Genomic DNA, 25,961 nt, shown 5'->3' on the forward strand with positions numbered 1-25,961 from the left:
AATAATGGAAACAAAGTCTCTTTTTTTCCAAAACTCCCCCTCATTGGAATAAATTTCCCATACTTATTAAGAAATGAAATGTTATTAACCTTGATGTACAATATAGTCAACATTACGCACTAGGAGGTTAATCAAAATGAATTTTCGAGAAGAGGTTGTCATTGTTACTGGTGGAGCAAATGGAATTGGTGCAGGAATCGCTCATACCTATGCAAAAAATGGAGCCATCGTTGTAATTGCAGATATTGATGAGACAGCGGGAAATCGAATCTCTTCTGATATTATCAAAGACGGGGGTCATTCCCTCTTTATTAACACAGACGTTCGCTCAGAAAAGGAAATCATTCATTTAATGAAAACGACGAAGGATACATTTGGAAAAATGAATATTCTAATTAACAATGCAGGAAAAGGAATGTTTAAATCCATTTTTGAATTAACCATTGAGGAATGGGATGACACCATCCAAACGAATTTGAGAAGTGTCTTTTTAGCTTCAAGGGCTGCCGCTATTCTTATGAAAGAAAATAAAAGTGGGGGCTCAATCGTAAATATCGCCTCTACTCGTGCAATTATGTCTGAGCCAAATTCAGAAGCATATGCCGCAACAAAGGGTGGAATTCTAGCCTTAACACATGCACTTGCTGCATCCTTAAGTCCTTATCATATTACAGTAAATGCCATCTCCCCAGGATGGATTGAAACTGGTGATTACGACCAATTAAAACCAAGCGATCATGAACAGCATTTTTCAAAACGTGTAGGAAGACCAGATGATATAGCAAAGGCTTGCTTGTATTTAACCGGAAAGGAAAATGATTTTGTGACTGGTATTAATTTAGTAGTGGACGGCGGAATGACACGAAAGATGATTTATGAAGAGTAAAACAAACCGATATTATTCAAAAGAACAATAATCCGAGAACTATTATGATTTAGTGCCGTGTTTCTCGGATTATTTCTACAAACTATGCTAATTCCTCATACAATTTTTTATATTCCTTTGATGAGGCTTCCCAACTATAATCAATCTTCATCGCTCTTTCCGATAATTCCTTCCATTTCTTAGGTTGAAAACGGAAAAACCAGAGGGCACGTTCTATGGTATAGAGCATGTCATGTGCATTGTATTTTGTGAAGCTAAAACCATTCCCTTCATCAAAAAATTCATTATAAGGAAGAACCGTATCCTTAAGACCCCCTGTTTCTCTTACAAGTGGGATCGTTCCATACCTAAAGGCTAACAATTGCCCGATTCCACATGGCTCAAATTGAGAGGGCATGAGAAAAATATCAGAGCCTGCATAGATTTTATGAGCAAGATCCTCATCAAAAAAGATATTTGCTGATACTTGATTTGGAAATCTTTGCTGCAAATCCCGGAATGCATTCTCATATATCTCTTCTCCAGTTCCAAGCAGAACCACCTGACAGTTTTGTTGCATAATTTCCTCAAAAACATGTAATACGAGATCAATCCCCTTTTGTTCCACTAACCTTGTAACCATCGAAATCATTGGAATACCTTCATCTACTGGAAGTCCCAATTGCTCCTGAAGCAGCCTCTTATTCTCCACTTTCCCTGCAAAATCATCATATTCCAAATAAATAGCGGGATCATTTTTGGGATTATAAGCTTCAATGTCAATCCCATTCACTATCCCAAGTAAATTTCCTTCCCTTTTTCTAAGAAACCCATCAAGATTTTCGCCATAATAAGGGGTTTGAATTTCCTGAGCATAGGTAGGACTAACAGTCGTTATATAATTGGCAAACGCAAGACCTGCTTTTAAATAGCTTACATTCCCATGAAACTCTAGCCCATCAATATGAAAATATAATTCACTTAAATCGAGTAGCTCTGCTAACACAGACTTCGGATAAACTCCTTGATAGCGTAAGTTATGAATAGTAAAAACCGTTTTAATATTTTGGTATAATGGATGGAATATATAATGGGCCTTCAAAAGTACAGGAATAGGTCCTGTCTGCCAATCGTGACAATGAATGATATCTGTTTTTGCCTCTAAATGAGGAATTGCTTCAAGCACAGCCCTTGAAAAATAAGCAAATCTCTCTCCATCATCAAAATAGCCATAGCTGCCATGCCGTTTAAAATAGTATTCATTGTCAAGAAAGTAAATTGATACACCTTCGTGCGTCATTTTTTCGATACCACAATATTGCATGCGCCATCCTACAGGTACTTCAATAATTTTTATTAATTCCAATTGATTTTTGTATCGATCATCAAGATCTCCGTATTTCGGTAAAATAACTGTGACATTTACTCCTATACTCTGCAAAGCCTTGGGTAAAGCACCAATGACATCCCCTAGACCTCCAGTTTTAAAAAATGGGGCACATTCCGATGCGGCAAATAATACGTTCATAAATAGTTCCTCCGCTAAATAATTTCCGCTTTTTTAATGACATGTGGAAATAGTTCTCCTATTATTACTTGGTTAGTTGAAATCTTGACTTGTTTATCTGTAATCATATTCTCAAGATATGTGCCTTCTTCTATCTCACTTTTTTGCATAATAATACAGTTCTTTACTACGGAACCTTTATGTATTTTTACACCTCGGAATAAAATACTATTTTCCACCCTTCCTTCTATATCACACCCATTTGCAATTAACGAATTGGATACATCTGAAAATGCAGAGTACTTCACAGGTGGTTCATGTTTAATTTTTGTATAAATATCCCATGTGTCATAAAAGAACTCTTTTATTAAAACAGGATTAAGAAAGTCCATATTGCTTTGGAAGAAGCTAGTAATAGAATGGATAAAAGGCATATAACCGGTAAAACGATAGCTATTTACCTTTAAGTGACCTAAGTTCGCCTTAATTCCGTCCTTTATGAAATCATATTCACCATTTTCATAGCATTTGTTAATAATTTCTATCAATAAATCCTTATTAAAAACAAATGTCTCCAAGCAAACTGGGTCTCCTTTTTCCGGAGACGTATAAAGTTCAATATTGGTTACCCTTGCATTTTCATTAATTGAGCATTTATGATAGATCGGTTTTTCAACTGGTTCACCATCAAATTCTTTATAAATAACCGTGATATCGGCTCCACTTTCTCTATGTCTCCGAATCACATCATTGAAATCAATTTTATTTACATGATGTCCAGGAGAGATGATGACCGTATCTTCAGGAGAACGAAGGAAAAATTCAATATGATCCTTGAACTGTTGTAAATCCCCTTTAATATTCTCATCAGGATGTACAGGTGGAAGGATAAACAATCCGCCATTTCGCCTATCTAGGTCCCATTCCTTTCCAGTACCTAAATGATCCATAATAGACCGATATTTATCCTTTGTGAGAATGGCTACCTTCTTAATATTCGCATTGAGAAAATTTGACATGGTAAAATCAATGAGCCGATATCTACCACCAAAGGGAACTGCTGCAAAACAGCGGTTGGCTGTTAATTCTTTTAAATATTGTTTCTCATTTACTAGATTAATCACACCAATTACCTTATCCAAAAACATCACCCCTGTATTAAGTCACTACTCACAATGATATATTTACATCCCATGATTATTTCGTTGGTAAAACATGATAGGTTTCACCTACTAATGTAATTTTTTCAGTAGGTGATGATGAACCGATGACGGTTCCATCGACAATACATATGTCGCTCGCAATAATCGCATTATGAATTTTTACATTACGTCCAATTTTGACATTAGGCATAATAACAGAATCTTTAATAGTCGAATTTTTGCCCACTTGGACATTAAACGACAACACAGAATGGTCTATGTAGCCATTAATAATACTTCCTTCATTGATAAGAGATTGAGTGACTCTTGCACTGGGTGAAATATATTGTGGCGGGTGATTTGCACAACCCGTGTAAAATGGCCAATGTGGATCATAAAGGTCGAATCCAGGAACTTCCTCTAACAGATCCATATGAGCCTCCCAAAAGCTTTCAATGGTACCAACATCCTTCCAATAACCTTCAAACCGATAGGCATAAAGCTGGTTGCCATCCGCTAAAATCTTAGGGATAATATCCTTTCCAAAATCATTTGTTGAAAAAATTGATTTCTCATCTTCGATTAAATACTTTTTCAGTAGCCTCCAGTTAAATAAATAGACACCCATCGATGCTAAGTTACTCATCGGATTGGCAGGTTTTTCTTCAAATTTCACAATTTTTCCATCTGGATGGGTATTCATTATTCCGAAACGATTAGCTTCTGCCCATGGAACCTCGATGACGGCAATAGTGGCGGATGCCCCTTTTTCGAGATGATATTTTAGCATCTTACTGTAATCCATTTTGTAAATATGATCCCCCGATAAAATAAGGACAAATTCCGGATTATACTGATCAATATATTGGATGTTCTGATAAACGGCATTGGCCGTCCCCTTATACCACTCACCACCATCCTTACCTTGATATGGAGGAAGAACGGACACACCTCCACCATTTCGATCTAGATCCCAGGGGCGTCCATTTCCAACATAGTTATTTAAGACTAGAGGCTGGTATTGAGTTAGTACCCCTACAGTATCAATCCCTGAATGTGTGCAATTACTTAAAGGGAAATCGATAATTCGGTATTTACCTCCAAATGGGACAGCTGGCTTCGCAAGATCAGAAGTAAGTTCGCCAAGCCTTGATCCCTGCCCCCCTGCTAACAACATTGCAATCCATTTTTTAGATCTCATTTTGCATGACTCTCCCTTGACGCATTTTTGTTCGTTTCATGAAAACAGCCATACCAAGTGGCGGTACCGTGATTTTCATACTATAAGGCTGATTATGCCATGGTTGTTTCTCTACTGAGATTGGTTTTTCATTGATTTGACCAGAACCGCCATATATTTGCTCGTCACTGTTCAAAACTTCTATATACTGACCAAATGAGGGAACACCAATCCTGTAATCCTTATACACTTCTGTAGAGAAGTTGCAGACAACTATACAATAATCTCCCTTTCGTTTACCGTGTCTTATAAAAGTAATCACACTTTGTTCATGGTTATCGGCATCAATCCACTCGAATCCAGCCTGTTCATGATCCAGTCTCCATAGACAAGAGGTATTTCTATAAAACTGTTGAATCACTTTTATATAAGTATGCAGCTTAGAATGAGATTCGAACTTAAGTAATTGCCAATCCAGCTCTTTTAGTTCCTTCCATTCGTCAAATTGACCGAATTCTGTACCCATAAAGAGTAATTTTTTTCCAGGATGGGTTAAGAAATAGCCATATAGAAGTCGTAAATTCGCGAATTTTTGCCAATAATCACCCGACATTTTATTTAAAAGAGATTTCTTTCCATGGACAAAATCATCATGGGAAAATGCAAGTACGAAATTTTCTGAAAATGCATAGAAGAATGAAAAGGTCAGTAGATGGTGATGATAACGTCTTTCTTTTGAAGGTAATCTCATATATTTCAATAAGTCATTGACCCAACCCATATTCCATTTATAATTGAAACCTAAACCCCCAATGGTTGTCGGAGAACTGACTAATGGATAATCGGTTGCCTCTTCTGCAATCATTAACACACCAGGGTACTTTCCAAAAATGGCAATATTCAGCTTTTTGAGGAAATCAATGGCTTCTAAATTTTCTTCACCACCATATTGATTTTTAAGCGGTATCTCTTGAGGATTATCATGATTCAGGAAAATCATGGAGGAAACGGCGTCTACACGAAATCCATCAACATGATACACATCCATCCAAAACATAAGATTGGAAATTAGAAAGCTATGAATCTCAGGCTTAGAAAAATCAAAGCTATATGTACCCCAAAGTGGCCGATCGGCTCTTTGTGTGTCCTGTGGTTCATAAAGAGGCGTGCCATCGAATCTTCCCAGTCCATGTTCATCACGACAGAAATGGGCAGGTACCCAATCAAGAATGACACCAATTTCTCTTTGATGACATTTGTCAACAAAATACATGAAATCTTCCGGTGTTCCGTATCTACTTGTTATGGAATAAAAACCAGTTATTTGATAGCCCCATGATAAATCAAATGGATGTTCCATTACGGGCATCAATTCAATATGTGTGAAGCCGAGGTCTTTGACATAATCTATTAATTCATCAGCAATCTCTCGATAGGTATAAAATGAACCATCCTCCCTTCTCCTCCATGAACCGGCATGAACTTCATAAATTAGCATTGGCTGGTTGTATGAATGTACCTTTTCCCTTTTAGTTAGCCACTTCTTATCATTCCATTCATAGCAACCCAATCGCTTCACAATGGATGCTGTATTTGGTCTAACTTCCGAATAAAATGCATAAGGATCTGACTTTAACTTTTTCTCCCCATTAACCGTTTCTATTTCATATTTGTATAGATCTCCATCATTTAAACCAGGAATAAAAATGACCCATACCCCTGAATCTCTTATTCGTTCCATCAGATGACAACCACCACACCATTGGTTAAAATCCCCGACCACCGAAACCTTTTTCGCATGTGGCGCCCATACAGAAAACCTAACTCCCTCAATCCCGTCCTTTGTCGTGAAATGAGCTCCTAGCATTTTATAGCTTTCAAAGAGAGTTCCTTCATGAAACAAATATAATTCATAATCACTTGGCGAAAGTTCCGTATTTTTTAGCGCCATGGAATTCACAACAAGACCTCCTTTAATTAACAGTAATTCCTTATTCCGTAAAATTTGTTATTATTCTTTTATTCGTTAATCATAAACGAAATCCTTTGAAGAAAAATGTCTTATTTTGTCCTTTAATTAAAAAAATTATTATCTATGACAAGCATTTTTTTACACCGAAATTGAATCCGCTTTCATATCCGTAAGCTAAAAGAACCATTATTTTAATATTCGCTTGGTTAATCATTATATTAATATAATCCTATTTTTTCCAATATTTGATTTTTCAATGGCCTTCTCCCATTGCTTTAGATCTTTTCACAATAAAAAAACGAGACATTCAGATGGTCTCGTTCAGTCAACATTTATTCTGCTTTAGCTAATAATATGTTCTTCCATCCTTTTAATAAAGATATAAGAGAGGGAAACGGACCATGCAAGTGGAGTATTTCCATTAGGAATATTGGATCCACCAACATATAATTCGGGAACCTCCCAGTTATCAGGTATAATCCTTTTTGTTTTCTCAATATATTCCTTCGCTTTTTTGTAATTACCAAGCTCTAAATAACATAGACCTAGCCAAGGAAAGCCAAAGCACCACTCAGCCTCGCTTCCATTATTATAATACTGGTCGTTCACATAGCGAATAACTCCATGCCTTCGTTCTAATTTTGTCGAAACATTTTCAAGGATCTTTAATGCCATTTCGCGCTCGACAATACAATAAGGAAAAATAAGAGAAAGTAAAGCCAAGTCTGTTTCCTTTGATTCACTCTCTCTTGGAAGAAGCTTTCGTAATGCTTCCTCTCCTTTTTTAATCATTTCTTCATCCACATGAACGAGTAGCTTCACAGCATGTAAACCAGCAACACAAGCACCAATACTTGATGCATGAACCTCCATGTTTTCTTCCCACATGCCATTGTCGCTAGCTTGCCAATATTCAAGACAATATAAATAATCTACAAGCTTTTGAACAATTTCTAAATCCTTTCCATCACGAATGACTCTTTGACCTAAACGCCAACCTTCCCCAACTCCCCATAAAAATGCGCCTATGGCATCATTCTGGGCGTGTCCCCATTCAGCATTAATCTCCTTCAAATCAGTTGAGTAGCGTGAATGAATATATTCATATAAATATACAGGACGCTTTTCTCGATGTATATCAATTTTCCATTCATATGACCTAAACATATCAAACAATGCATGAAATGCTTTTTCATAACGTTCATTTGGCACTTGAATAAATGGAAGTACGGTATATACGACATCTCGAATCCAGACGTATCGGTAATCCTGTGAAAGACTTGCTGTATAGGCACCATTTGGCAACCGCATGCGGTCAATGACTTCAATGGCTTCATTTGTATGCATATCTTTACACCCCATAACTTTTATCGTTACTTTTCAGTGTAGACTAAGAATCCTTTATTAAACATGTTAAAGCAAATTTCAATATGTTAGCGCTTTCTCCTTCTCTTATTTTAATATTATACGAGAGCTTTCAATTTTTTGCCAATAAACCTTTTTAAATGATTCATATGCCTATTTTTCAACTATATTTTTGCGGTCATTGATTTTCTTTGTCAGATTTCCTCCCAAATTATGGTTTTCACACTAAATAATTCCTCTATTTTTTCAAACTGGATTTTATTATATTTAAATTATACTTTTACTTCGAAATACTTTGAGTAATTGAACTTACACTGAATATGAGTCTATTGAATTAGATGATTAAATGGAAATAGTTACTTCTAGGGGGGTTGTACATGCTAAAAAAATTCCTATTCCTATCCTTATCATCTTTTTTATTTACTTCTTCAATAGCACCTATTGCACATGCTCATGCTCCTAAGGAGAATGTCATTGTAGTTTTTAAGGATGAAATTGATAAGAAGGCAATCACTAGTGTTAATGGAGAAATTAATCAAACATATGATAACATTCCTGTATTAATTGGGGAGGTACCAGAAGCTGCTATTCCTCTCTTAAAGAAGGATAAGGATATTCAATCGGTTGAATTAGACCAGCAAGTAAAAATAAGTGGACAAATTCAGGATTGGGGTATGCAAAAGATTCATGCTCAACAAGCTTGGAACGCCAATTTAACAGGGAAAGGGGTAAGGATTGCAGTGGTAGATACTGGTATCTCTCCCCACCCGGATATTAAGATGACTGGAGGCGTTTCAATCACTTCTTACACAAGATCTTATTATGATGATAACGGCCATGGAACACATGTGGCTGGAATCATTGGCGCTGAAAATAATCATTTTGGTACTATTGGTGTTGCTCCTGATGCTGACCTTTATGCCGTTAAGGTTTTGGACCAAGAAGGTAATGGCTATGTCTCTGATATTATTTCTGGGATTGATTGGGCAATTACTAATAAAATGAATATAATTAATCTAAGCTTGGGAGCTGCTTATGATTCTTATGCATTACATCAAGTGGTCGACAGAGCATATAAAAACGGAATCCTTGTTGTAGCAGCTGCAGGAAATTATGGAAGGGTAGATGGAACTGGAGATACAGTTATGTATCCTGCTCGCTATGACTCAACTATTGCAGTATCCGCTACCGATCCTAATAATATCCGCGGAAATTTCTCAGCTACTGGTAATACGATTGAAGTAGCTGCTCCTGGAGTGGATATATTAAGTACGTTTCTTAATAACGGTTATGCTTATATGAGTGGAACATCTATGGCTGCTCCTTATGTTTCAGGCACTCTCGCCCTATTAAAGGAGGCAAATCCAGGTGATTCGATTTACCAATTAAGGGAAAAATTAAGAAATAATGCTATTGATTTGGGTACAAATGGGCCTGATAACTATTACGGATTCGGTTTGATTCAGGCACCAACCGTATCTAATCAAGTCATATCTCCTTCTCCTAGAGAAACAATAACCGAGAACACAAAAACTTCAACTACAGATAAAGAGGAAACAGTCGTTACAAAGAAAAGACTTTCAGCTTCAGTCACTACGAATAAATCAACCTATTATTCTGGGAATAAGGTTTATATCAAACTAGTTGCACTAGACCAAAGTTCAAGAAAGGCAATCTATAAAGGTACAATTAAGCTATCTATCACCCCTCCGAAGGGAAAGACCTGGTCTGTAACCTTAAGAACAAACTCAAAAGGTGAAGCGAACTTCCAATTGAAGGTAAGTAAATACTCGAAAAAAGGAACGTACAAGCTTACTTCTAACACTTCGGTAAGCAATTATTATTCGAAATCCGTATCAAGAACATTTCGGGTAAAATAACGAGGTTAGTGTTGTACACGGACACATGTTCCGTTAATGATCAAATTTTGTAGATTTTTGAAAGGTAATCGGACTTTCATTCCGCTATTAAACGATAAACAAGTAAATTTCCGACAATAGCGGAATCTCTGTCCGATAATTTCAATTTTATGGCTGTTTTTAACTAAATTACGGATTTCATGTCCGTGGAATTATCCTTTACTTTTTTACTGTCTCATTTAACTTCTCTAATATTTCAAAGAGCTCGTCCAAATGCTTGATTTCATAGATTGGAATCACTTCATTTCTTTCTTTTCCATGACGGTTTAGCCAGACTGACTTGATACCAGCACGATTTGCACCAAGAATATCTGTCATTAAATTATCCCCGACCATAATCACCTCGTCCTTTTCTAAGCCCATGAGTGATAATGCATGCTCAAATAAGGAAGGGTCCGGTTTTCCTCTTCCAAAATCACCAGAAATGACAATTTGGTCAAAATATGGGACTAGTTCTGGCGTAATCCTTAGCTTTGTCTTTTGTAAATCTGGTGACCCATTTGTTAATAGTAATAATTGGTACTTCCCTTTTAACCGATCTAAAGTTGAAAAAGTGTCTTCATAAACAAAAGGGACTTTCCTCCGCTCAACTGGAAAACGCTCTCCTAATTCAAATCCAAAATTGGGATCATCCACTCCCATTGCTTTTAGCCCTAAGGTCCAAGCATCTCTGCGGTAAATAGGAACAATCTCCTTTAATTTTCTAAAATTTTCTTCATCGTCTAAGAAGTTCCCCCACATTCCTTCGAATGGATTGATTCCGATCATTTGAGTAAAAGGAAACGTTTCATAGGACGAATATAGATTTCTTGCCGTATCCCGCACTGCTTCCTCCAATTGACTAGGGCTTAAACCATAGCGTTCTTCTGCAACTTTACAAGTTGAAACAAACGCTTCCTTAATACTTTTTTGATCCCAAAGTAGTGTATCATCTAAATCGAAAAAAACTGCTTTAATCATTTTGAGCCTCTCTTTTTTGAATTTGTTATTTATATATTTTATCATTTTCAGAAAAGAAAGAAATATGAATATATGAAAATGTTATTAGAATCAAATATTTTCATTAAAGATAATAAAAAACAGCCCTTATATCTTAATCTAGACTAGGGCTGTTATCATAATAATTATTATCACACCATTATTTTACAAATATCATTTGTAAATTCTACTGGGTCTTGAATTGGCAAGCCTTCAATTAAAAGTGCTTGATTGTATAGAAGATTTGTAAACAGATTTAATTTTTCTTTGTCGTTTTTAAATGCATCCTTTAAGGAATGGAACACTTCATGATGAGTGTTAATTTCCAACACCTTATCCGCCTTAATATTTTGATTGTCAGGCATCATGTTCAATACCTTTTCCATTTCAATCGTTAATTCACCATCTGTTGATAAACACACTGGATGGGTTTTTAATCTTTTTGATACTCTGACATCCTTTACTTTATCAGATAATATTTCTTTCATGTAATCAAATAGCTCTTTGTTTTCTGTCTCTTCCGTTTCATTTTCCTTTTGGTCATCTTCTGCTTCAATGCCTAAGTCACCACTTGAGACAGATTTGAACTCTTTCTCTTTATAGTTCATGAGTATCCTGATTGCAAACTCATCGATTTCATCAGTAAAATATAGAATTTCATAGCCTTTGTCTGCCACAAGTTCTGTTTGTGGAAGCTTTTCAATTCTTTCATTGGAATCACCAGATGCATAATAAATGAATTTTTGATCCTCAGGCATCCTTGAAATATATTCATCTAAAGTGACTAATTTTTTCTCCTTTGAGGAATAGAACATTAATAGATCCTGAAGGGCTTCTTTGTTTGCACCAAAATCACTGTAAACACCATATTTCAACTGCCTACCAAAGGATTGATAAAACTCCTCATACTTTTCTCTTTCATTTTTAAGTAGGCTGAGGAGCTCACTTTTAATTTTTTTATTAATATTTTTAGCAATGAGCTTTAATTGACGGTCATGTTGGAGCATTTCTCTTGAGATATTCAAGGATAAATCCTCTGAATCAACCATCCCCTTGACGAAGCTAAAATGATCTGGTAGTAAATCAGCACATTTTTCCATGATTAAAACGCCATTTGAATAAAGCTCTAATCCTTTTTCATATTCCTTAGAATAATAGTCAAAAGGTGTTTTCTCAGGAATATAAAGGATGGCATTATATCTGATTGTTCCATCCACGCTAATGTGTATATGCTTTAATGGTTTATCAAAGCCGTAGCGTTTTTCCGAATAAAAGTTAGTATAATCTTCATCCGTAAGTTCGCTTTTATTCTTTCTCCAAATCGGAACCATACTGTTGATGGTTTGCTCTTCAACATAATCCTCGTATTCATCCTCTTTGTCCTCTTTTGGTCTCCTACCTGTTACATCCATTTTGATTGGATAACGGATAAAGTCAGAATACTTTTTAATAATTGATTGTAAGCGATACTCTTCTAGATACTCATCATAGTTTTCTTCTTCTGTATTCTCTTTAATTTTTAAAATGATTTCTGTCCCTACTAGATCCTTTTCACATGGTTCGATGGTATACCCATCCGCCCCTTCTGATTCCCATTTATACGCTTCGTCACTACCCAATGCTTTACTTATGACGGTAACAACATCAGCGACCATAAAAGCTGCATAAAAGCCAACACCAAATTGACCAATGATATCAAAACCATCTTTTAGCTCATTTTCTCGTTTAAAAGCTAAGGAGCCACTTTTTGCGATAACTCCTAAGTTATTTTCGAGTTCTTCCTTTGTCATTCCTATACCAGTATCAAGAATGGTTAATGTACGACCTTCTTTATTTGGGGTTACCTTTATGTAGTAACTGTCCTTATCAAAATTTAATTGATCGTCCGTTAAAGCTTTGTAATAAATCTTATCAATGGCATCACTTGCGTTAGAGATTAACTCTCTTAAAAAAACCTCTCGGTGAGTGTAAATAGAATTAATCATCATTTCTAATAATCGTTTTGACTCTGCTTGAAACTCCTTTTTTCCCATAACAGTTGCTCCTTTCAAAACTAAAACTATGTAAACAAAGTATTACATAGGTAATAGATAATTAAAAAACGAATTTACACATTAGCAGTCGGAAACATTAAGTGCTAACAGATATTTTTTAAATATCATATTCTTTAGATTGTGTCAACTTATTCATCTTGTATGAAATAAAAACGGGGCCGTCTCAAAAGAAAGGTGTTACGCACCTTATGAGATAGCCCCATAAAATCATTTCCTGTTTTATCTAAAGGTAATCTGGTACATCAAAAAATAATGCATATCTTGTTAATAGACCATACATTTCCGCAATTCTAGTAGTTTGTTTCACGGCCCAACCGATATCCGAAGCGTATTGGTGTGGAATTTCATCCTCTACCATTGCTTCTGGATTCCAGCGCATCTTATATAAAGTGTCTTGGCCAGCATGTATATAGTTTTCCGAAACGAATTGCGCACCACCAATAATTGCTTTTTCCAGTGTTGTCCAGCCTTGCTCGTATGCATATTGTGCCCCTAATCTCTCAGGATCTCTATCAAATGCACCGATACCATAAACGTTGTATACCGTTTTACCATTTACTTTTATTCCTTTTGCTAGACTGCTTGTCCCATTGCCTGTTTCTAATAGAGAATGGCTAATTAAATAAATTTCATTAATTTTATGCGTCTTAGCAGCAGTGATAAAGTAGCTTGCTTTGCCTTCTAGTATGCCTTTGCCATTAAGGATTTTTTGATTAACCTCACTAGCGTTTGTACCAGCATAAGAGGATAATAGTAAAAATTGAAAGTATTCATTAGAGCCAATACTAAATCTTTGAGGATTTAGGTATGCTTCCACTTGCTTTGAGGTTGCAGGCGTCCATTTTCCATTAATGACAGGCTCAGTAACTGGGTTGTATCCCAATTGTTTAGCAATGGCATCCTTCAAGCTAATATTATATCTTACTTTCGAGTAAGAACCTCTTACATCCGTCTTTTTGATATAACCTGATCCTTCTTTTCCATTAATATAAAATGTAACTGAATACCAGGAAGAGGTAAAAGTTTGAACTTTTAATACATTGTTTTTACCATAGGATTTGAGTACCTTTGCCTTCGTTGAAGCATAGGAATAAACATTGACATTCTTTAATAAGCCTAATACATATTGGTTAGTTGGATTGGATGTCGCATTTTCCACATCACTTCTCTTAATGTAGCCTATTTTTTTCTTACCACTAATGGTAATTGTCGCCTCGTACCAGTCTTTTGATAGAGTCCTATATTTCAAGATTGCTCCTTGTACATAGCTTTTCCAGACATTTGAATTTGTAGAAGCTCTCGAATAGATCCTGGTCGGGTTTTTTAATGCCACACCCTTAACAGTTTCTTGTACATCAACTATATTTTGAACATCTGATTTCTTTATATAGCCTGTTCTTCGTTTCCCATTTACATAAACGGTGACCTCGTTCCAATCTTTTGATAATGTTCTATATTGTAAGATGACTCCTTGAGCATAACTCTTCAACACTTTAGAGCTTGTAGATGCCCTTGAGTAGATGCTAGTTGGACTCTTCATACTGATTCCTCGAAAGGCTTCTTGGGAATCTACTAGGTTTTGAACATCATCCACTGAAAAATATCCAGTTCTCGATATACCATTCACATAAATCGTTGCTTCATACCAATCCTTAGACAGGGTTCTATATTTCAAGATAGTACCTTGTGAATATTCCTTCCATGCCTTCGAACTCTTAGATGCCTTGGAATAGATCTTGGTAGGACTCTTTATCCCAATTCCTCTTAATGTCTCTTGTGTAAATACCAAATTTTGAACATCTTCAGCGCGAAGATAGCCTGTTTTTTTGGTTCCATTCACAACGACAGTTGCCTCATACCAGTCTCTTGAAAGTACCTTAAACTTTAGGATAGTTCCTGGTGTATAGCTTTTCAGAATACTTGAGCTGATTGACATACTTGAGTAAATATTCGTTGGACTCTTTAATGCGATTCCTTTAACATTTTGAGTCACATCACTGGCATGAATGTATCCTGTTATTGATTCTCCATTTACGAAAACCGTTGCTTCATACCAATCTGCTGACAGAACCTTATACTTTAAAATAGTTCCTTGACCATAGCTCTTTAGAATACTAGAGCCTGTGGAGGTAGTAGAGTAAATATTAGTAGGACTTTGTAGGGCAATTCCATTCATTGCCACATTCTGAGCAGAAAGAGTCTTCATGGTGCGATCTAACTGTTTTTCAACTCGTACATCTCCTTCTAGGTCATCCGATTCAGCAGGCTCCTGAACTATACTCATTCCGTCTTCCTCTTTAGCCAGTTCATTAGTACCTTTGGTCTCCTCTGAAACATCGCTTCCTGTTAATTCGGAAGTCCGCTGAAGGCGATATTCTTCGGCTTTTAAGGATTCTATGAGGCTATCGTTTAAGACATATCCAAGCCAAATATTTTCCGTCACTTTTTCAACATAGGAAATCTTACTAAACTCTGAATTTTTTTCTAGTACAGTGATTTCAGTGTCATCAGGGATTTTTGTTAATATTTCGCTATTTTTAGAGTCTTCTTGAAAAAGATCGGTAGTTCCGCCAATTACTTTTGAAAATACAATCATTTTTTCAACATTCGCTTGTTCAACAGACTCTTCTATTGAAGTATTAGCGGCGACCTGAATTGGAAGATACTGCAAAACTAGTATTAGAATTAAAAAATATACACTTGTTTTTTTTACCTTAATCACAATAAAAAGTACCTCCCATAAAGTTTTGCCTTTTCAACAAATTCTTGATCAAGCATAACCATTAATCGTTGTATTAAATTGTAGCTAGGCTTGTAATTGTGAATAAAGTTGTTAAACAGTTGTAACTTTCGTCCATATAGAATTGTTGAAGGCTTTGTTATCTAGTAAAAAACAAATTAAAAAGATTGATAAACTATGTTTTTTACTAGAAAAATATTTATGATACATAATGATCATAAGGTTAGCCGATTAAATTGCTAACAAAAAATGGTGTCTCTCTCCCTCCTTTTTTCCCATACTAATTAAAACTCTATCAAATATATCTAGTATCTACAATAGTTCGAATTGAGGAAGTAGAACCTGAGATTGAGGAAAAAATAATATTGAAAATGAAAATGCTATTTAATAAATTCTTGTTCTTAGAAATTTTCTTGATATAATATAAGAAATAAGAGTTTTGGCCCACCATGGATGAGCATAATACAGTGGTACGACATATATTGTATTGCAAATTCGAGTATTATATGGGAGCATTAAACCAATAGGTTGACGTTCAACGTAGAAATTAGAGGTGAATGATTTGAACCAGTTACATATTCTCGTTTCTGGTAATGTTCAAGGAGTAGGCTACAGATATTTTGCCCAAATGAAAGCCATGACTTATGGTATAACAGGATGGGCGAAAAATTTGGATGATGGAAGCGTCGAAATCATCGCCAGTGGACAGAAGGAAAATTTAGATCAGTTTGTAAAAGAATTGCGTGAAGGAAATCCATTTTCTGAAGTAATCGATATTCAGATACAACAATCAGATGAAACCAATGTCTTTCACTCATTTACAATAAAATATTAAACAAAGGCTGCCCATAAATATCTTAAGAAACCAATTTCCTGAGATATTTATGAGCAGCCTCTTTGCTTCTTTCCGGCCATTTTCATTTTCATGATTCTAAATCGAGCCCTTTGAAAATACATAAAGAAATAGGTTATATTTTATTAAAAATGGAAGGATGAGGTATTTGGAAAAAAAGTTAAAAATGAAAATTATTCGTGTTCCGATTCCAACTCCCACCTTGTGGCCGAACACCACAACCAATTGCTATTTAATCGGAAATGAGAGGGAATGTATTATGGTTGATGCTGGATTTGACCAACCTGTAACCAAAGAGCTATTAGAAGTAGCAATTCAGTTACATCAGTTGGCCATCCCAAAATCGATTGTCCTCACACATTATCACCTTGATCATGCTCCAGGTATTCGCCAACTAATGGATTGGTCCCCTACTGTATTTTGCCATAAAAATGAACGTCAAGCCGTTCTTGATTCTATTCATCCTTGGGATGACCTATTGTGTCTTGAAGATGGGGATTTTCTTTCGATTGCAGGTGAAGTCATAAAAGTCATCCATGCTCCTGGACATACTACCGGTCATTTAAATTTATATATACCTTCTGAAAAGACCTTAATTTCAGGAGATAACTTAGTGGCTGAGGGGACCTCCTGGATTGGTCCACCAGACGGTGATATGAGTGATTACCTCCAAACACTAACTTCACTAAAACAATTAAACCTAGAAAAAATAGCTCCTGGCCATGGCGATTGGATACACAGTCCATACGAACATATAGATTTTGTATTAAATCGTCGATTACAACGTGAATCTCAAATCCTCTCTCTTCTTCAAGAATTTAATCAGCTTACATCCTTAGAATTGACCGAGCTAATTTATCAAAATCATATTCATCCAAGTGTGTTTGACGTTGCAAAGAGAACAATTGAGGCACATCTCATTAAGTCGATAAAGGATGGACATATTATAAAGCATGGTACCTTTTATTCTATTCTATTAAAACGATTTAATTGATGAGACAATAGTTTTGGAAGCTACTCCCTTTCTTATAATTCATCACTCATTTTTGGGATCATTAAAGGTCCACCTTGTAAATGATGAATTATAGTTTGAAGTACAAGAATAGTCGGTTTTATCATTGGGAGTTCTCCTTTTTGGAATTTTGCAATCGCCTCTTCTGGGGTTAACCAAAATGCCTCATCAATTTCATAATTATCTGGTCTTGGAGTTTGACCTAGGGGTAATGAGGAAAGAAAGTATTTGGTATCAAAACGATAGGGGCTTCCCTTTGGAGTGATTAGATTTCCGAAGTATTTTAGTTGATTTAGATTAAGATAAATTCCTTCCTGCTTTAGTATTTGTAAGAAGGAAATCTCACCATGAATTAGAAGGCGTCGGTAATTCCTCTCTTTTTCTAGGCTCCATTGAACGATTGATCCGTCGTCTTCTTCACATAATAATATCCCTACTTCCTCGAACAACTCCCTTGCTGCCGCAACATAATAGGCTATTTGAAAGGGATTATTTAGGTCCCCATTTTTAATTTGCTTACTTCCTCCATCATCAGTATCTTCAACAGCCCCACCTGGAAAAACATAAAATCCACCTAAAAATTTCATTGTCTTCGGTCTTTTCGTTAAATATACACGATTTTGTTCGTCCATCAATATTACGGTTGAAGCTGGTTTTGGAATAACTATCACATTTTCCCCACCCTTTATTATAATTTTCAATCACATTTTTCAAAAAGCCGGGAACGATCATTTGACTATCAAGGTTCCCGACTAATAATGTCTCAAAACTAAAACCTCAATGGAGAAATTTTATGCCTTCGAAAAATCCTCTACTAATTCTCCAAATCTTTTTAATACATTTTCTATTGGATATGGTGTGGTTAAATCCACTCCAGTTTTCTTTAATAGTTCAAGAGGGTAGTCAGAGCTTCCGCTTTTTAAGAATTCTAAATAGGTTTTAAGTGTATCCTCTTCCCCCTCAAAAATTCTTGTTGCTAAATGGATGGCTGATGCATATCCCGTTGCATATTTGTAGACGTAAAATGGTCGATAAAAATGAGGGATTCTTGACCAACCATATTTCACCTCATCATCAAATACAACTTCCTCCCCATTATATTCCCTGAATAAGGACTCGTAGGTTTGATTAAAAACTTCAACGTTTAATGGCTCTCCCTTTTCTGCAAGCTCATGAATTTTCATTTCAAACTCAGCAAACATTACCTGAGTAAAAAAGGTCCCCTTAAATTGATCAATGAAGTGATTGAGCAAATGCTTTCGAACCTCTAAATCATTTTCATTCTCTAATAAATACAGGATTAACAAAACCTCATTGACAGTAGATGCCACCTCTGCAACAAAAATACTATATCTTGCATAAATCTGAGGCTGATTTAATGAACTGAGCATACTATGAACCCCATGACCACATTCATGCACTAAAGTGAATAAACTGTCCAAGTCATCATGATGATTTAATAAAATGTATGGATGAACTCCATAAACACCAAGATTATAAGCACCTGACCTCTTTCCTGGAGTTTCACGAACATCGATATACCTTTTAATTTTAAACTCTTTTAGCAACTCAACATACTCTTCACCAAGTGGTGCCAAAGCCTTCAACATCGTATCAAAGGCATCCTTAAAAGAAATTTCGGACTTTACACCTTTAACTAGTGGAACACTCATATCATATTGCCGCAGCTCATTCAATTGGAGCTTTTCTTTTCGGATATGATTATATTGATGAAGAGGCCTAATATTTTTTTTCGTTGTGAAAATAAGATTTTCATATACCTCTTTTGGAACCCTATCCCCAAACATCCCTTTTTCAAGTGCCGATGGATAATTTCGTATCCTTGCTAATGTCACATTGTTCTTTATCGCTGATGATAAGGTTGAAGCAATAGAATTCTTCAATTGAACATAGGGCTTGTAATATGATTTATAGGCTTCCCTTCTTTTATCCCGATTCTCGTCCTCAATTAATTTGGAATACAATCCTCTAGTAAGTTCAATCTTTTCCCCATTTTCACCAGTTACTTCCCCAAACTTTATATCTGCATTATTAATCATTCCAAAGGTCTTACTTGGAACGGATAATGCCTCCCCTAATTGTGAGAGAATGGATCCCTGCTCTTTACTTAATACATGAGGTTTATAACGGAAGGATTCCATTAAATCCTTTTCAAAGTATTCCAAACCTTGTTCTTCCGATATGTATTTCTTTAACGTTTCCTCTTCCAAACTTAATAAAAATGGCATGAAAAAGGAGGTTGATGAATTCACTTTTACACTTAGCTGTCTAGCACGATCAAGCAAGACCTGCGACTTTGATTCCCGAGTATCCTCATCAACTAACAGCATGGCATAAGCAAATAATTTATTAAGAAGATAGGATAATTCCTCACTCGTTTTTAAATATTGAAAGAGGGATGACCCACTTTGAATGTGACCATCAAAGCCTTTTAATTTTTCTCCTAATTCCTCTATTTGCTGATAATCTTTCTCCCATTTGTTAAAATCAGAATAGATATCTGATAAGGCCCATTTTTCATGTAAGGGTACTTCATTTCTAGATGTATAAATTTTCATTAGCAAAAACTCCTTTTTCAAAATACTAATAAATTCTTAAGTCAAATCACTTCTATCTTAATTATATTCTTAATTGCTCATCCGAAACCCTTTATAAAGGAATGCGAAAATGATAAATTAGAAAATGAACAAAAAAGAAAGGTAGTGGTATGATGGCGAACAATTTACCACAAATTGAAGATGCAAATGATACGTTATACCTTCCTCCTAAAGGGGATTACATAACATTTTATGATGAAGCTCATTATGCGGAAAAGGTTCGAGAATGGGGATTATCAACCACAAAGGAAGTAAAAAAACAATTTTGGTATAAAGAAGCAACTCATCAACGGATAGTAACCATTAAGGGCTATGAACAATACGGATTCACAGGTGAATACGATACCATTGTCATTGAATTCCAGGATGGAAATTTAAGCTGCATACATCCAGCCTATCTGAAGGAAATGCAGTCCCCTAGCTTTTCAAAAGGAATTTCTTCAAATCCTTCGGGGCAATCTGCCTCTTCAAACCCGGATGGCGCCGAAACAAATTTACATTCAAAGGAAACAAAAAATATTCAATCAGAAAGTAAAACTAACTCTCCAAAGGTTAAAAATGAAACAAAACAAAAGAAAGAGAAAGCAAGCAAGCTTGATTTACCTTTAGATAAGGTTCATTTTTCAGCAACTGTAAAGCAATTTGCACTTAGCTGGAATAATTTTAATGAAGAAAATGATGAAGTAGTGGTCCTTGAAAACGTAGTGATACAGCAGGAATTGCCTATTGAAGTTGGACTAGCCTATTGTTCTCACTCCAAAACCTTGAAAAAATTTGAGTTAAATCCAGGTGATCAGCTTGAATTTGATGGAAAAATTGTCAAAAAGAAATTACCTAAAGGTAAGTACGTCGAGGAGCAATACATCATTGATACCCCAGTTTTATATAAAATAAATAATCCTTCAAAGATTATGAAAGGCTAAAAGAGCGATAAAATCGTTCTTTTAGCCTTTTTCATAGTGTTACTTAACTTAACAGAGGCGAAAAATGGAATACTTTCTTAAAGGCTATTGAAATCCTTTAATAGCTGGTCTCGATAATCCGGATGGGCAATGGCTATTAATTCTCTTGCTCTTTCTTTAAGTGACTTTCCAAATAAAGAAGCAATACCAAATTCCGTAACTACATAATCAATATCGGATTTTATTGATGTGACATATGGATTTGTCACTTTTATTCGTGAATAGGCACCATCTTTGGCTGTCGAAGGTAGGGCAATAATTGATTTTCCACCCTTTGATAGCCTCGCACCGTGAATAAAATCCATTTGACCACCCACACCACCGATTGGATAATTTCCAATCAGTTCTGCATTGACTTGGCCAAATAAATCGACCTCTAAAGCTGAATTAATTGCATGAAAATTGCTTATTTTCGATATGACGGCTGCATTATGTGTATAATCAGTCGAGTGTAGCTCGATTAATGCATTTCGATGTGCATATTGATATAATTTTTCTGTTCCCGTTAAAGTAGTCCCTACTGTTTTATAATGGTTAATTTCCTTTTCTTCATTTGTTATCACTTCTAACTCCATCAAATCCACGATTGGATCCGTGATTAGGCCTGTGTGAATACCTAAACCCTTCTTCTCTTTAAGAGAATATAAAATGCTATCTGATAGCTTTCCTACCCCTACTTGAATCGTCGCATAATCAGGAACTAGTTCTGACACCAGCTCTCCAATAATTCTTTCATCGTCATTAGGGACTCTGCTATGAATTGTCAGTAATGGTCGATTAGTAGGAACAAATAAGTCAATGTCTGATACATGTACAAAGGTGTTTCCATATGTATATGGAAGTTGACTGTTCACTTCCGCAATGACTATGGTCGAGCTTTTTATTAATGTTTGAACAACATCCACCGACAAGCCTAAATTGCAAAACCCTTTTTCATTAGGAGGGGTCACTTGTATCAATGCCACATCCATTTTCTCTTGACCAAGGAGACGAGGAATTTCTGATAGATTAACAGGCAAATATTCAGCATCTCCATGAACAAAGGCATTCCTTAAGCTAGCTGAGCTCAAAAATGTTCTAATTTTAAAATGCGAATTACAGTCTATGTTTCCATAGAGACATGGACTGCCAAGAACGATATTGTAGAGGAATACATTTTTTAACCTGCTCTTTTGCTGTATTAACTCTTCAACTAATGTCTGAGGTTCGTTACAGAAAGGGGCTAAAAAAACCTTATGAAAGGATTGAATTAAGGAGATTGCTCTTTCAGCAGTTGTTATTCTCCTCGAATAGGTGTTCCTCCATTCATGATATTTCAACCAAATTCACCTCCAAAGGAATCCCTTTTTAGAAATATGTATGTCAGTATATTTCTACTTAAAGGTTTCAAGTTCCTCTGGAAAAATTGAACAATGGTTAATTTTTAATAAGATTTTGGTAAATAGTAATCAACACCACTCTCTTATCACTTTCTTTTTATCGATTGACAAATCTCTAGTATCTCCTTCGCCATTTCTGAATGAAAAGCATTTCGAGCCTCTGGTCGATTTAATATCATTTCTGTAATCTACCTATTTTTTCCAATCCTTTTTTGATCCACAAAGGCCATTGGTAATGTAACCTCCATATCAATTAGTGAATTATCATCTTCAGCCTGATTGTTTTCATGAAAAAACTTTCTTATCTATTGGTATGCAAATTAAAATCTAATATATTTCAATTGTTTATAAAAAAACTGTTGAATTAAAATATTCAATGTAGTAATATATCTTTAAATTTAAACCTGAATATTTTAAATTGTCTGTGAAAAGGAGTTTGATTATATTTTTCTTTCAGAGAGCCTGTGGTTGCTGGAAACAGGTAGAAGAAATAATCTGTCTCGCCTTGGAGATTTTCTTCTGAACGATTAGTAGGAAGAACGGTATACATACCGTTATTATGTCAAAAGTAATACCTTTACTTACCGAGCCTGTTATCCGTGAGGAAGCAGGGAATGAGGGTGGTACCGCGAGTTTGCTCGTCCCTCAGGTTAAGTTTAGGTATTTTTATTATTTTTAGGGGGTTATTAACATGGGAAAGAGAATTTATTTTTTTGATACAACATTAAGAGATGGCGAGCAGACACCAGGGGTAAATCTTAATCAAGACGAAAAGGTTGAAATTGCTTTGAGATTAGAAAGCTTAGGAATTGACGTGATTGAAGCTGGCTTTGCTGCAGCTTCACCTGGTGATGCTGAGGCAATTCGAGCAGTTGCCAAAGCAGTTACAAAACCAATGGTGGTCAGTCTTGCAAGGTCAAATAAAGCAGATATCGATTCTGTTATTCAAGCAATTGGGGATATAGACAATACAGGAATTCATATTTTTATTGCAACATCTCCTATTCATCGTGATCGTAAGTTAAACATGACAAAGGAGGAGGTCATCGCTAAAGCCGTCGAATGTGTCTCCTATGCCTCTAACTATTTTAAACATATTGAGTTTTCCTGTGAGGACGCTACTCGTACAGAGCTCGATTTCTTAAGCGAGGTTTCAGAACATGTAATCGCTGCTGGAGCAACGGTGTTAAACTTCCCTGATACTGTTGGATACACTACTCCGGAAGAGTATACGAGGCTATTCCGCTATATACTGGATAATACAAAAGGAATTGAAAACGTTCGTTTAAGCTGTCATTGCCATGATGACCTTGGTATGGCGTTAAGTAATAGTATTGCTGCTATTACTGCTGGTGCCCTTCAGGTCGAGGGCTGCGTCAATGGAATTGGCGAACGAGCTGGGAATGTGGCGCTTGAAGAAGTTGCTGCCATATTAGAAACTCGTAAGGATTATTATCAAAAGGAAACCGGAATCAATCTTAAAGAAATTGCAAAGACTAGTAAGCTAGTTAGCAGACTTACTGGAATTGCCATCCCTCCAAACAAAGCCGTCATTGGTGGGAATGCCTTTGCTCATTCATCAGGTATTCATCAGGATGGAGTAATTAAAGATAAATCCACTTATGAAATTATGACACCTGAAAGTGTAGGATTCAATGAAACCAAATTAGTCCTTGGCAAGCTCTCCGGCAGAAACGCATTGAAAAAGAGATATGAGGAGCTCGGCTATATTGTAAGTGAAGAGCAGCTTAAGGAGATCTTTAAAAAGTATAAGGATTTAACTGACCGGAAGAAAGAAATCTTTGATGAAGACATCATCGCCCTATTAGAAACACAACCTAGGAATGATGTAACTGCTTCCTATTCATTTAAGGATCTAAGTCTTCAAATCCTTGGTGACAATCATTATCGAGCATTTGTCAACATCACCAGTAGCAATGACAATGTGATAGAAGGAATTGGAGAAGGAAATGGACCAATTGATGCGATTTATAAGGGAATTGATGCAGCGCTTCAACTAAATGATATAGAATTAATTGATTATAAAATTAATTCCGTTTCCAGAGGGAAAGATTCAATCGGTGAAGCATTTGTAAAAGTAAAAAGCAATGAGTCATACGTCCAAGGTAGAGCGATTAATGTGGACATTATCGTAGCAAGTGCAAATGCTTATATTGATGCAATAAATCGCTTGAAGATTAGTAGTGATAAATATTTGAAAATCTGATTGTAAGGGCAGACGATTCGTCTGTCTTTTTTTTGTGGGTATTTTTTTGATGGGTTGAAGAGGGTTTGTGTGGATGTTGGGAGTTCGCGAGATTTTTGGGGGTTTGTGTGGATGTTGGGAGTTCGCGAGATTTTTGGGGGTTCCTGTGTATGTCGGGGATTCGCGAGTATTTTTGGGTTTTCGCGAGTATTTCAGGAGTTTCGCGAGTATTTTGGAATTTTCGCGAGTATTTCAGGAGTGTCGCGAATTAAACAGTCATTTTCGCGAATAAAATAGCAAAATTCACGAATATAACTACTATTTTCGCGAATAAACACTTCCCTCCCCTTTTTTTATGGAAAAATAGGAACCTCAATTCTATTTAAATACAATTTTTGTATCTCAAAGTTCCAAAGCTCTAAAATCCCTCATTTTTTTAGATTGCTAGTCTTTTCTTATAAGAAAAAATATAATATTATTTACGATAATTATATTATGTAAACACCCAACTAACCCCTTACCACTCCTCACCTCAACTAAAAAAACCCTAAGACCATCCCATCACTTAAACCACCCCTTCTCCTTAAACTGAGTAATCGCCTCTATCCTGTTTTTCACTTCCAGTTTATCAAGAATGGTTGATATATAATTGCGCACGGTTCCTGTTTTTATCCGTAATTGATCAGCAATTTCCTTTGTGTTCTTTCCATCTGCCACAAGCTCTAATACTTCCTTCTCGCGATCAGTCAGTGGGTTTTCTTCATTATAAAAATCATCCATAAGCTCCGGTGCATAGATTCGTCTTCCTGACATGATGCTTCGAATAGAGCTTGCTAGCTCATCGCTCGGGCTATCCTTCAGTAAATAACCACTTACCCCTGCTTTTATCGCTCGTTTGAAATAGCCTGATCTTGCAAATGTAGTTAAAATGATCACCTTGCAGCCAAGCTCCTTTAACTCTTCTGCGGCATCTAAGCCACTTTTTTCTGGCATTTCGATGTCCATTATGCAAACATCGGGATGAAGTTGGTGAACGAGAGATATTGCTTCTGCTCCGTTACTAGCTTTTCCAACCACTTCAATGTCATCTTCTAGATTAAGTAAAGATCCTAATGCACCTAACATCATACGCTGATCCTCGGCAATGACTACTCGAATCATTTGAATCCCTCCCCTTTTACTTGGTATCAGTCACTAAACAACATCCCT

Annotated in this window: 18 protein-coding genes and 1 other annotated feature; of the genes, 6 read left to right on the forward strand and 12 right to left on the reverse strand. The window is 36.0% G+C overall.

The window, feature by feature from the left end; genetic code table 11:
• Window positions 1-136 precede the first annotated feature (136 nt).
• Window positions 137-886, forward strand: coding sequence for a glucose 1-dehydrogenase (locus BQ6100_RS10690; protein ID WP_075981626.1), 750 nt, complete (start codon window positions 137-139; stop codon window positions 884-886).
• 82 nt (window positions 887-968) lie between these two features.
• Here BQ6100_RS10690 and glgA read toward each other — a convergent pair whose 3' ends face one another.
• The 5 genes from glgA to BQ6100_RS10715 form a co-directional block, all read right to left on the reverse strand.
• Window positions 969-2,393: a glycogen synthase GlgA gene (gene glgA, locus BQ6100_RS10695; RefSeq protein ID WP_075981627.1), complete on the reverse strand. Its 1,425-nt coding sequence runs from the start codon at window positions 2,391-2,393 to the stop codon at window positions 969-971.
• Between the two features lie 14 nt (window positions 2,394-2,407).
• Complete coding sequence (glgD, locus tag BQ6100_RS10700) at window positions 2,408-3,514, reverse strand: glucose-1-phosphate adenylyltransferase subunit GlgD (RefSeq protein WP_097677912.1); 1,107 nt, start codon at window positions 3,512-3,514, stop codon at window positions 2,408-2,410.
• Window positions 3,515-3,569: 55 nt separating this feature from the next.
• Window positions 3,570-4,715 (reverse strand): glucose-1-phosphate adenylyltransferase, encoded by a 1,146-nt coding sequence (locus BQ6100_RS10705; protein ID WP_075981629.1) that lies wholly within the window; start codon window positions 4,713-4,715, stop codon window positions 3,570-3,572.
• Entirely contained in the window at window positions 4,705-6,645 is a 1,941-nt protein-coding gene (glgB, locus tag BQ6100_RS10710; protein WP_075983523.1) for a 1,4-alpha-glucan branching protein GlgB, read from the reverse strand. Before glgB ends, BQ6100_RS10705 begins: the two co-directional genes overlap by 11 nt.
• A gap of 363 nt (window positions 6,646-7,008) precedes the next feature.
• Entirely contained in the window at window positions 7,009-8,013 is a 1,005-nt protein-coding gene (locus BQ6100_RS10715; protein ID WP_075981630.1) for a glycoside hydrolase family 15 protein, read from the reverse strand.
• A gap of 395 nt (window positions 8,014-8,408) precedes the next feature.
• Here BQ6100_RS10715 and BQ6100_RS10720 point away from each other — a divergent pair, with 395 nt between their 5' ends.
• Window positions 8,409-9,911 carry a S8 family peptidase gene (locus BQ6100_RS10720; RefSeq protein WP_075981631.1) on the forward strand — a complete coding sequence of 501 codons (1,503 nt, stop codon included), beginning with the start codon at window positions 8,409-8,411 and terminating at the stop codon, window positions 9,909-9,911.
• 198 nt (window positions 9,912-10,109) lie between these two features.
• Here BQ6100_RS10720 and BQ6100_RS10725 read toward each other — a convergent pair whose 3' ends face one another.
• The 3 genes from BQ6100_RS10725 to BQ6100_RS21920 form a co-directional block, all read right to left on the reverse strand.
• Window positions 10,110-10,910: an HAD family hydrolase gene (locus tag BQ6100_RS10725; RefSeq protein ID WP_075981632.1), complete on the reverse strand. Its 801-nt coding sequence runs from the start codon at window positions 10,908-10,910 to the stop codon at window positions 10,110-10,112.
• 170 nt (window positions 10,911-11,080) lie between these two features.
• Window positions 11,081-12,961 carry a molecular chaperone HtpG gene (gene htpG / locus BQ6100_RS10730; RefSeq protein WP_075981633.1) on the reverse strand — a complete coding sequence of 627 codons (1,881 nt, stop codon included), beginning with the start codon at window positions 12,959-12,961 and terminating at the stop codon, window positions 11,081-11,083.
• A gap of 244 nt (window positions 12,962-13,205) precedes the next feature.
• Window positions 13,206-15,704, reverse strand: a complete 2,499-nt coding sequence (locus BQ6100_RS21920) for an N-acetylglucosaminidase (RefSeq protein WP_075981634.1) — start codon at window positions 15,702-15,704, stop codon at window positions 13,206-13,208.
• A 571-nt stretch (window positions 15,705-16,275) separates the two neighbouring features.
• Here BQ6100_RS21920 and BQ6100_RS10740 point away from each other — a divergent pair.
• Both BQ6100_RS10740 and BQ6100_RS10745 read left to right on the forward strand, forming a co-directional pair.
• Window positions 16,276-16,557 carry an acylphosphatase gene (locus tag BQ6100_RS10740; RefSeq protein WP_390622404.1) on the forward strand — a complete coding sequence of 94 codons (282 nt, stop codon included), beginning with the start codon at window positions 16,276-16,278 and terminating at the stop codon, window positions 16,555-16,557.
• A gap of 166 nt (window positions 16,558-16,723) precedes the next feature.
• Complete coding sequence (locus BQ6100_RS10745; protein WP_075981636.1) at window positions 16,724-17,569, forward strand: MBL fold metallo-hydrolase; 846 nt, start codon at window positions 16,724-16,726, stop codon at window positions 17,567-17,569.
• Between the two features lie 32 nt (window positions 17,570-17,601).
• On the opposite strand, the gene BQ6100_RS10750 is transcribed toward BQ6100_RS10745, so the two are convergent.
• On the reverse strand, window positions 17,602-18,258 hold the full coding sequence (locus BQ6100_RS10750; protein ID WP_075981637.1) for an NUDIX hydrolase: 657 nt from the start codon (window positions 18,256-18,258) through the stop codon (window positions 17,602-17,604).
• 120 nt (window positions 18,259-18,378) lie between these two features.
• Window positions 18,379-20,166: an oligoendopeptidase F gene (pepF, locus tag BQ6100_RS10755; RefSeq protein WP_075981638.1), complete on the reverse strand. Its 1,788-nt coding sequence runs from the start codon at window positions 20,164-20,166 to the stop codon at window positions 18,379-18,381.
• Between the two features lie 152 nt (window positions 20,167-20,318).
• Here pepF and BQ6100_RS10760 point away from each other — a divergent pair, with 152 nt between their 5' ends.
• Window positions 20,319-21,128, forward strand: coding sequence for a hypothetical protein (locus BQ6100_RS10760; protein WP_075981639.1), 810 nt, complete (start codon window positions 20,319-20,321; stop codon window positions 21,126-21,128).
• A gap of 77 nt (window positions 21,129-21,205) precedes the next feature.
• On the opposite strand, the gene BQ6100_RS10765 is transcribed toward BQ6100_RS10760, so the two are convergent.
• Window positions 21,206-22,486: an acetyl-CoA hydrolase/transferase family protein gene (locus tag BQ6100_RS10765; RefSeq protein ID WP_075981640.1), complete on the reverse strand. Its 1,281-nt coding sequence runs from the start codon at window positions 22,484-22,486 to the stop codon at window positions 21,206-21,208.
• 475 nt (window positions 22,487-22,961) lie between these two features.
• Window positions 22,962-23,195, forward strand: a binding site (T-box leader).
• A 42-nt stretch (window positions 23,196-23,237) separates the two neighbouring features.
• Between BQ6100_RS10765 and BQ6100_RS10770 the strand changes: the two genes are divergently transcribed.
• Window positions 23,238-24,773, forward strand: a complete 1,536-nt coding sequence (locus tag BQ6100_RS10770; protein WP_075981641.1) for a 2-isopropylmalate synthase — start codon at window positions 23,238-23,240, stop codon at window positions 24,771-24,773.
• A 540-nt stretch (window positions 24,774-25,313) separates the two neighbouring features.
• Here the strand turns inward: BQ6100_RS10770 and BQ6100_RS10775 are convergent.
• Window positions 25,314-25,913, reverse strand: coding sequence for a response regulator transcription factor (locus tag BQ6100_RS10775; protein WP_075981642.1), 600 nt, complete (start codon window positions 25,911-25,913; stop codon window positions 25,314-25,316).
• Window positions 25,914-25,961 lie beyond the last annotated feature (48 nt).

It is taken from the genome of Bacillus massilinigeriensis, from assembly GCF_900117315.1.
GTDB classification, from domain to species: Bacteria; Bacillota; Bacilli; order Bacillales; family Cytobacillaceae; genus Bacillus_BE; species Bacillus_BE massilionigeriensis.

What these genes read in the sequence shown, in the direction of transcription:
- glgA (WP_075981627.1), bottom strand. Translation starts at nt 2,393, where the DNA reads ATGAACGTATTATTTGCCGCATCGGAATGTGCCCCATTTTTTAAAACT.
- htpG (WP_075981633.1), bottom strand. Translation starts at nt 12,961, where the DNA reads ATGGGAAAAAAGGAGTTTCAAGCAGAGTCAAAACGATTATTAGAAATG.
- glgB (WP_075983523.1), bottom strand. Translation starts at nt 6,645, where the DNA reads ATGGCGCTAAAAAATACGGAACTTTCGCCAAGTGATTATGAATTATAT.
- BQ6100_RS10760 (WP_075981639.1), top strand. Translation starts at nt 20,319, where the DNA reads ATGGCGAACAATTTACCACAAATTGAAGATGCAAATGATACGTTATAC.
- BQ6100_RS10720 (WP_075981631.1), top strand. Translation starts at nt 8,409, where the DNA reads ATGCTAAAAAAATTCCTATTCCTATCCTTATCATCTTTTTTATTTACT.
- BQ6100_RS10690 (WP_075981626.1), top strand. Translation starts at nt 137, where the DNA reads ATGAATTTTCGAGAAGAGGTTGTCATTGTTACTGGTGGAGCAAATGGA.
- BQ6100_RS10775 (WP_075981642.1), bottom strand. Translation starts at nt 25,913, where the DNA reads ATGATTCGAGTAGTCATTGCCGAGGATCAGCGTATGATGTTAGGTGCA.
- BQ6100_RS10725 (WP_075981632.1), bottom strand. Translation starts at nt 10,910, where the DNA reads ATGATTAAAGCAGTTTTTTTCGATTTAGATGATACACTACTTTGGGAT.
- BQ6100_RS10705 (WP_075981629.1), bottom strand. Translation starts at nt 4,715, where the DNA reads ATGAGATCTAAAAAATGGATTGCAATGTTGTTAGCAGGGGGGCAGGGA.
- BQ6100_RS10715 (WP_075981630.1), bottom strand. Translation starts at nt 8,013, where the DNA reads ATGCATACAAATGAAGCCATTGAAGTCATTGACCGCATGCGGTTGCCA.
- pepF (WP_075981638.1), bottom strand. Translation starts at nt 20,166, where the DNA reads ATGAAAATTTATACATCTAGAAATGAAGTACCCTTACATGAAAAATGG.
- BQ6100_RS10770 (WP_075981641.1), top strand. Translation starts at nt 23,238, where the DNA reads ATGGGAAAGAGAATTTATTTTTTTGATACAACATTAAGAGATGGCGAG.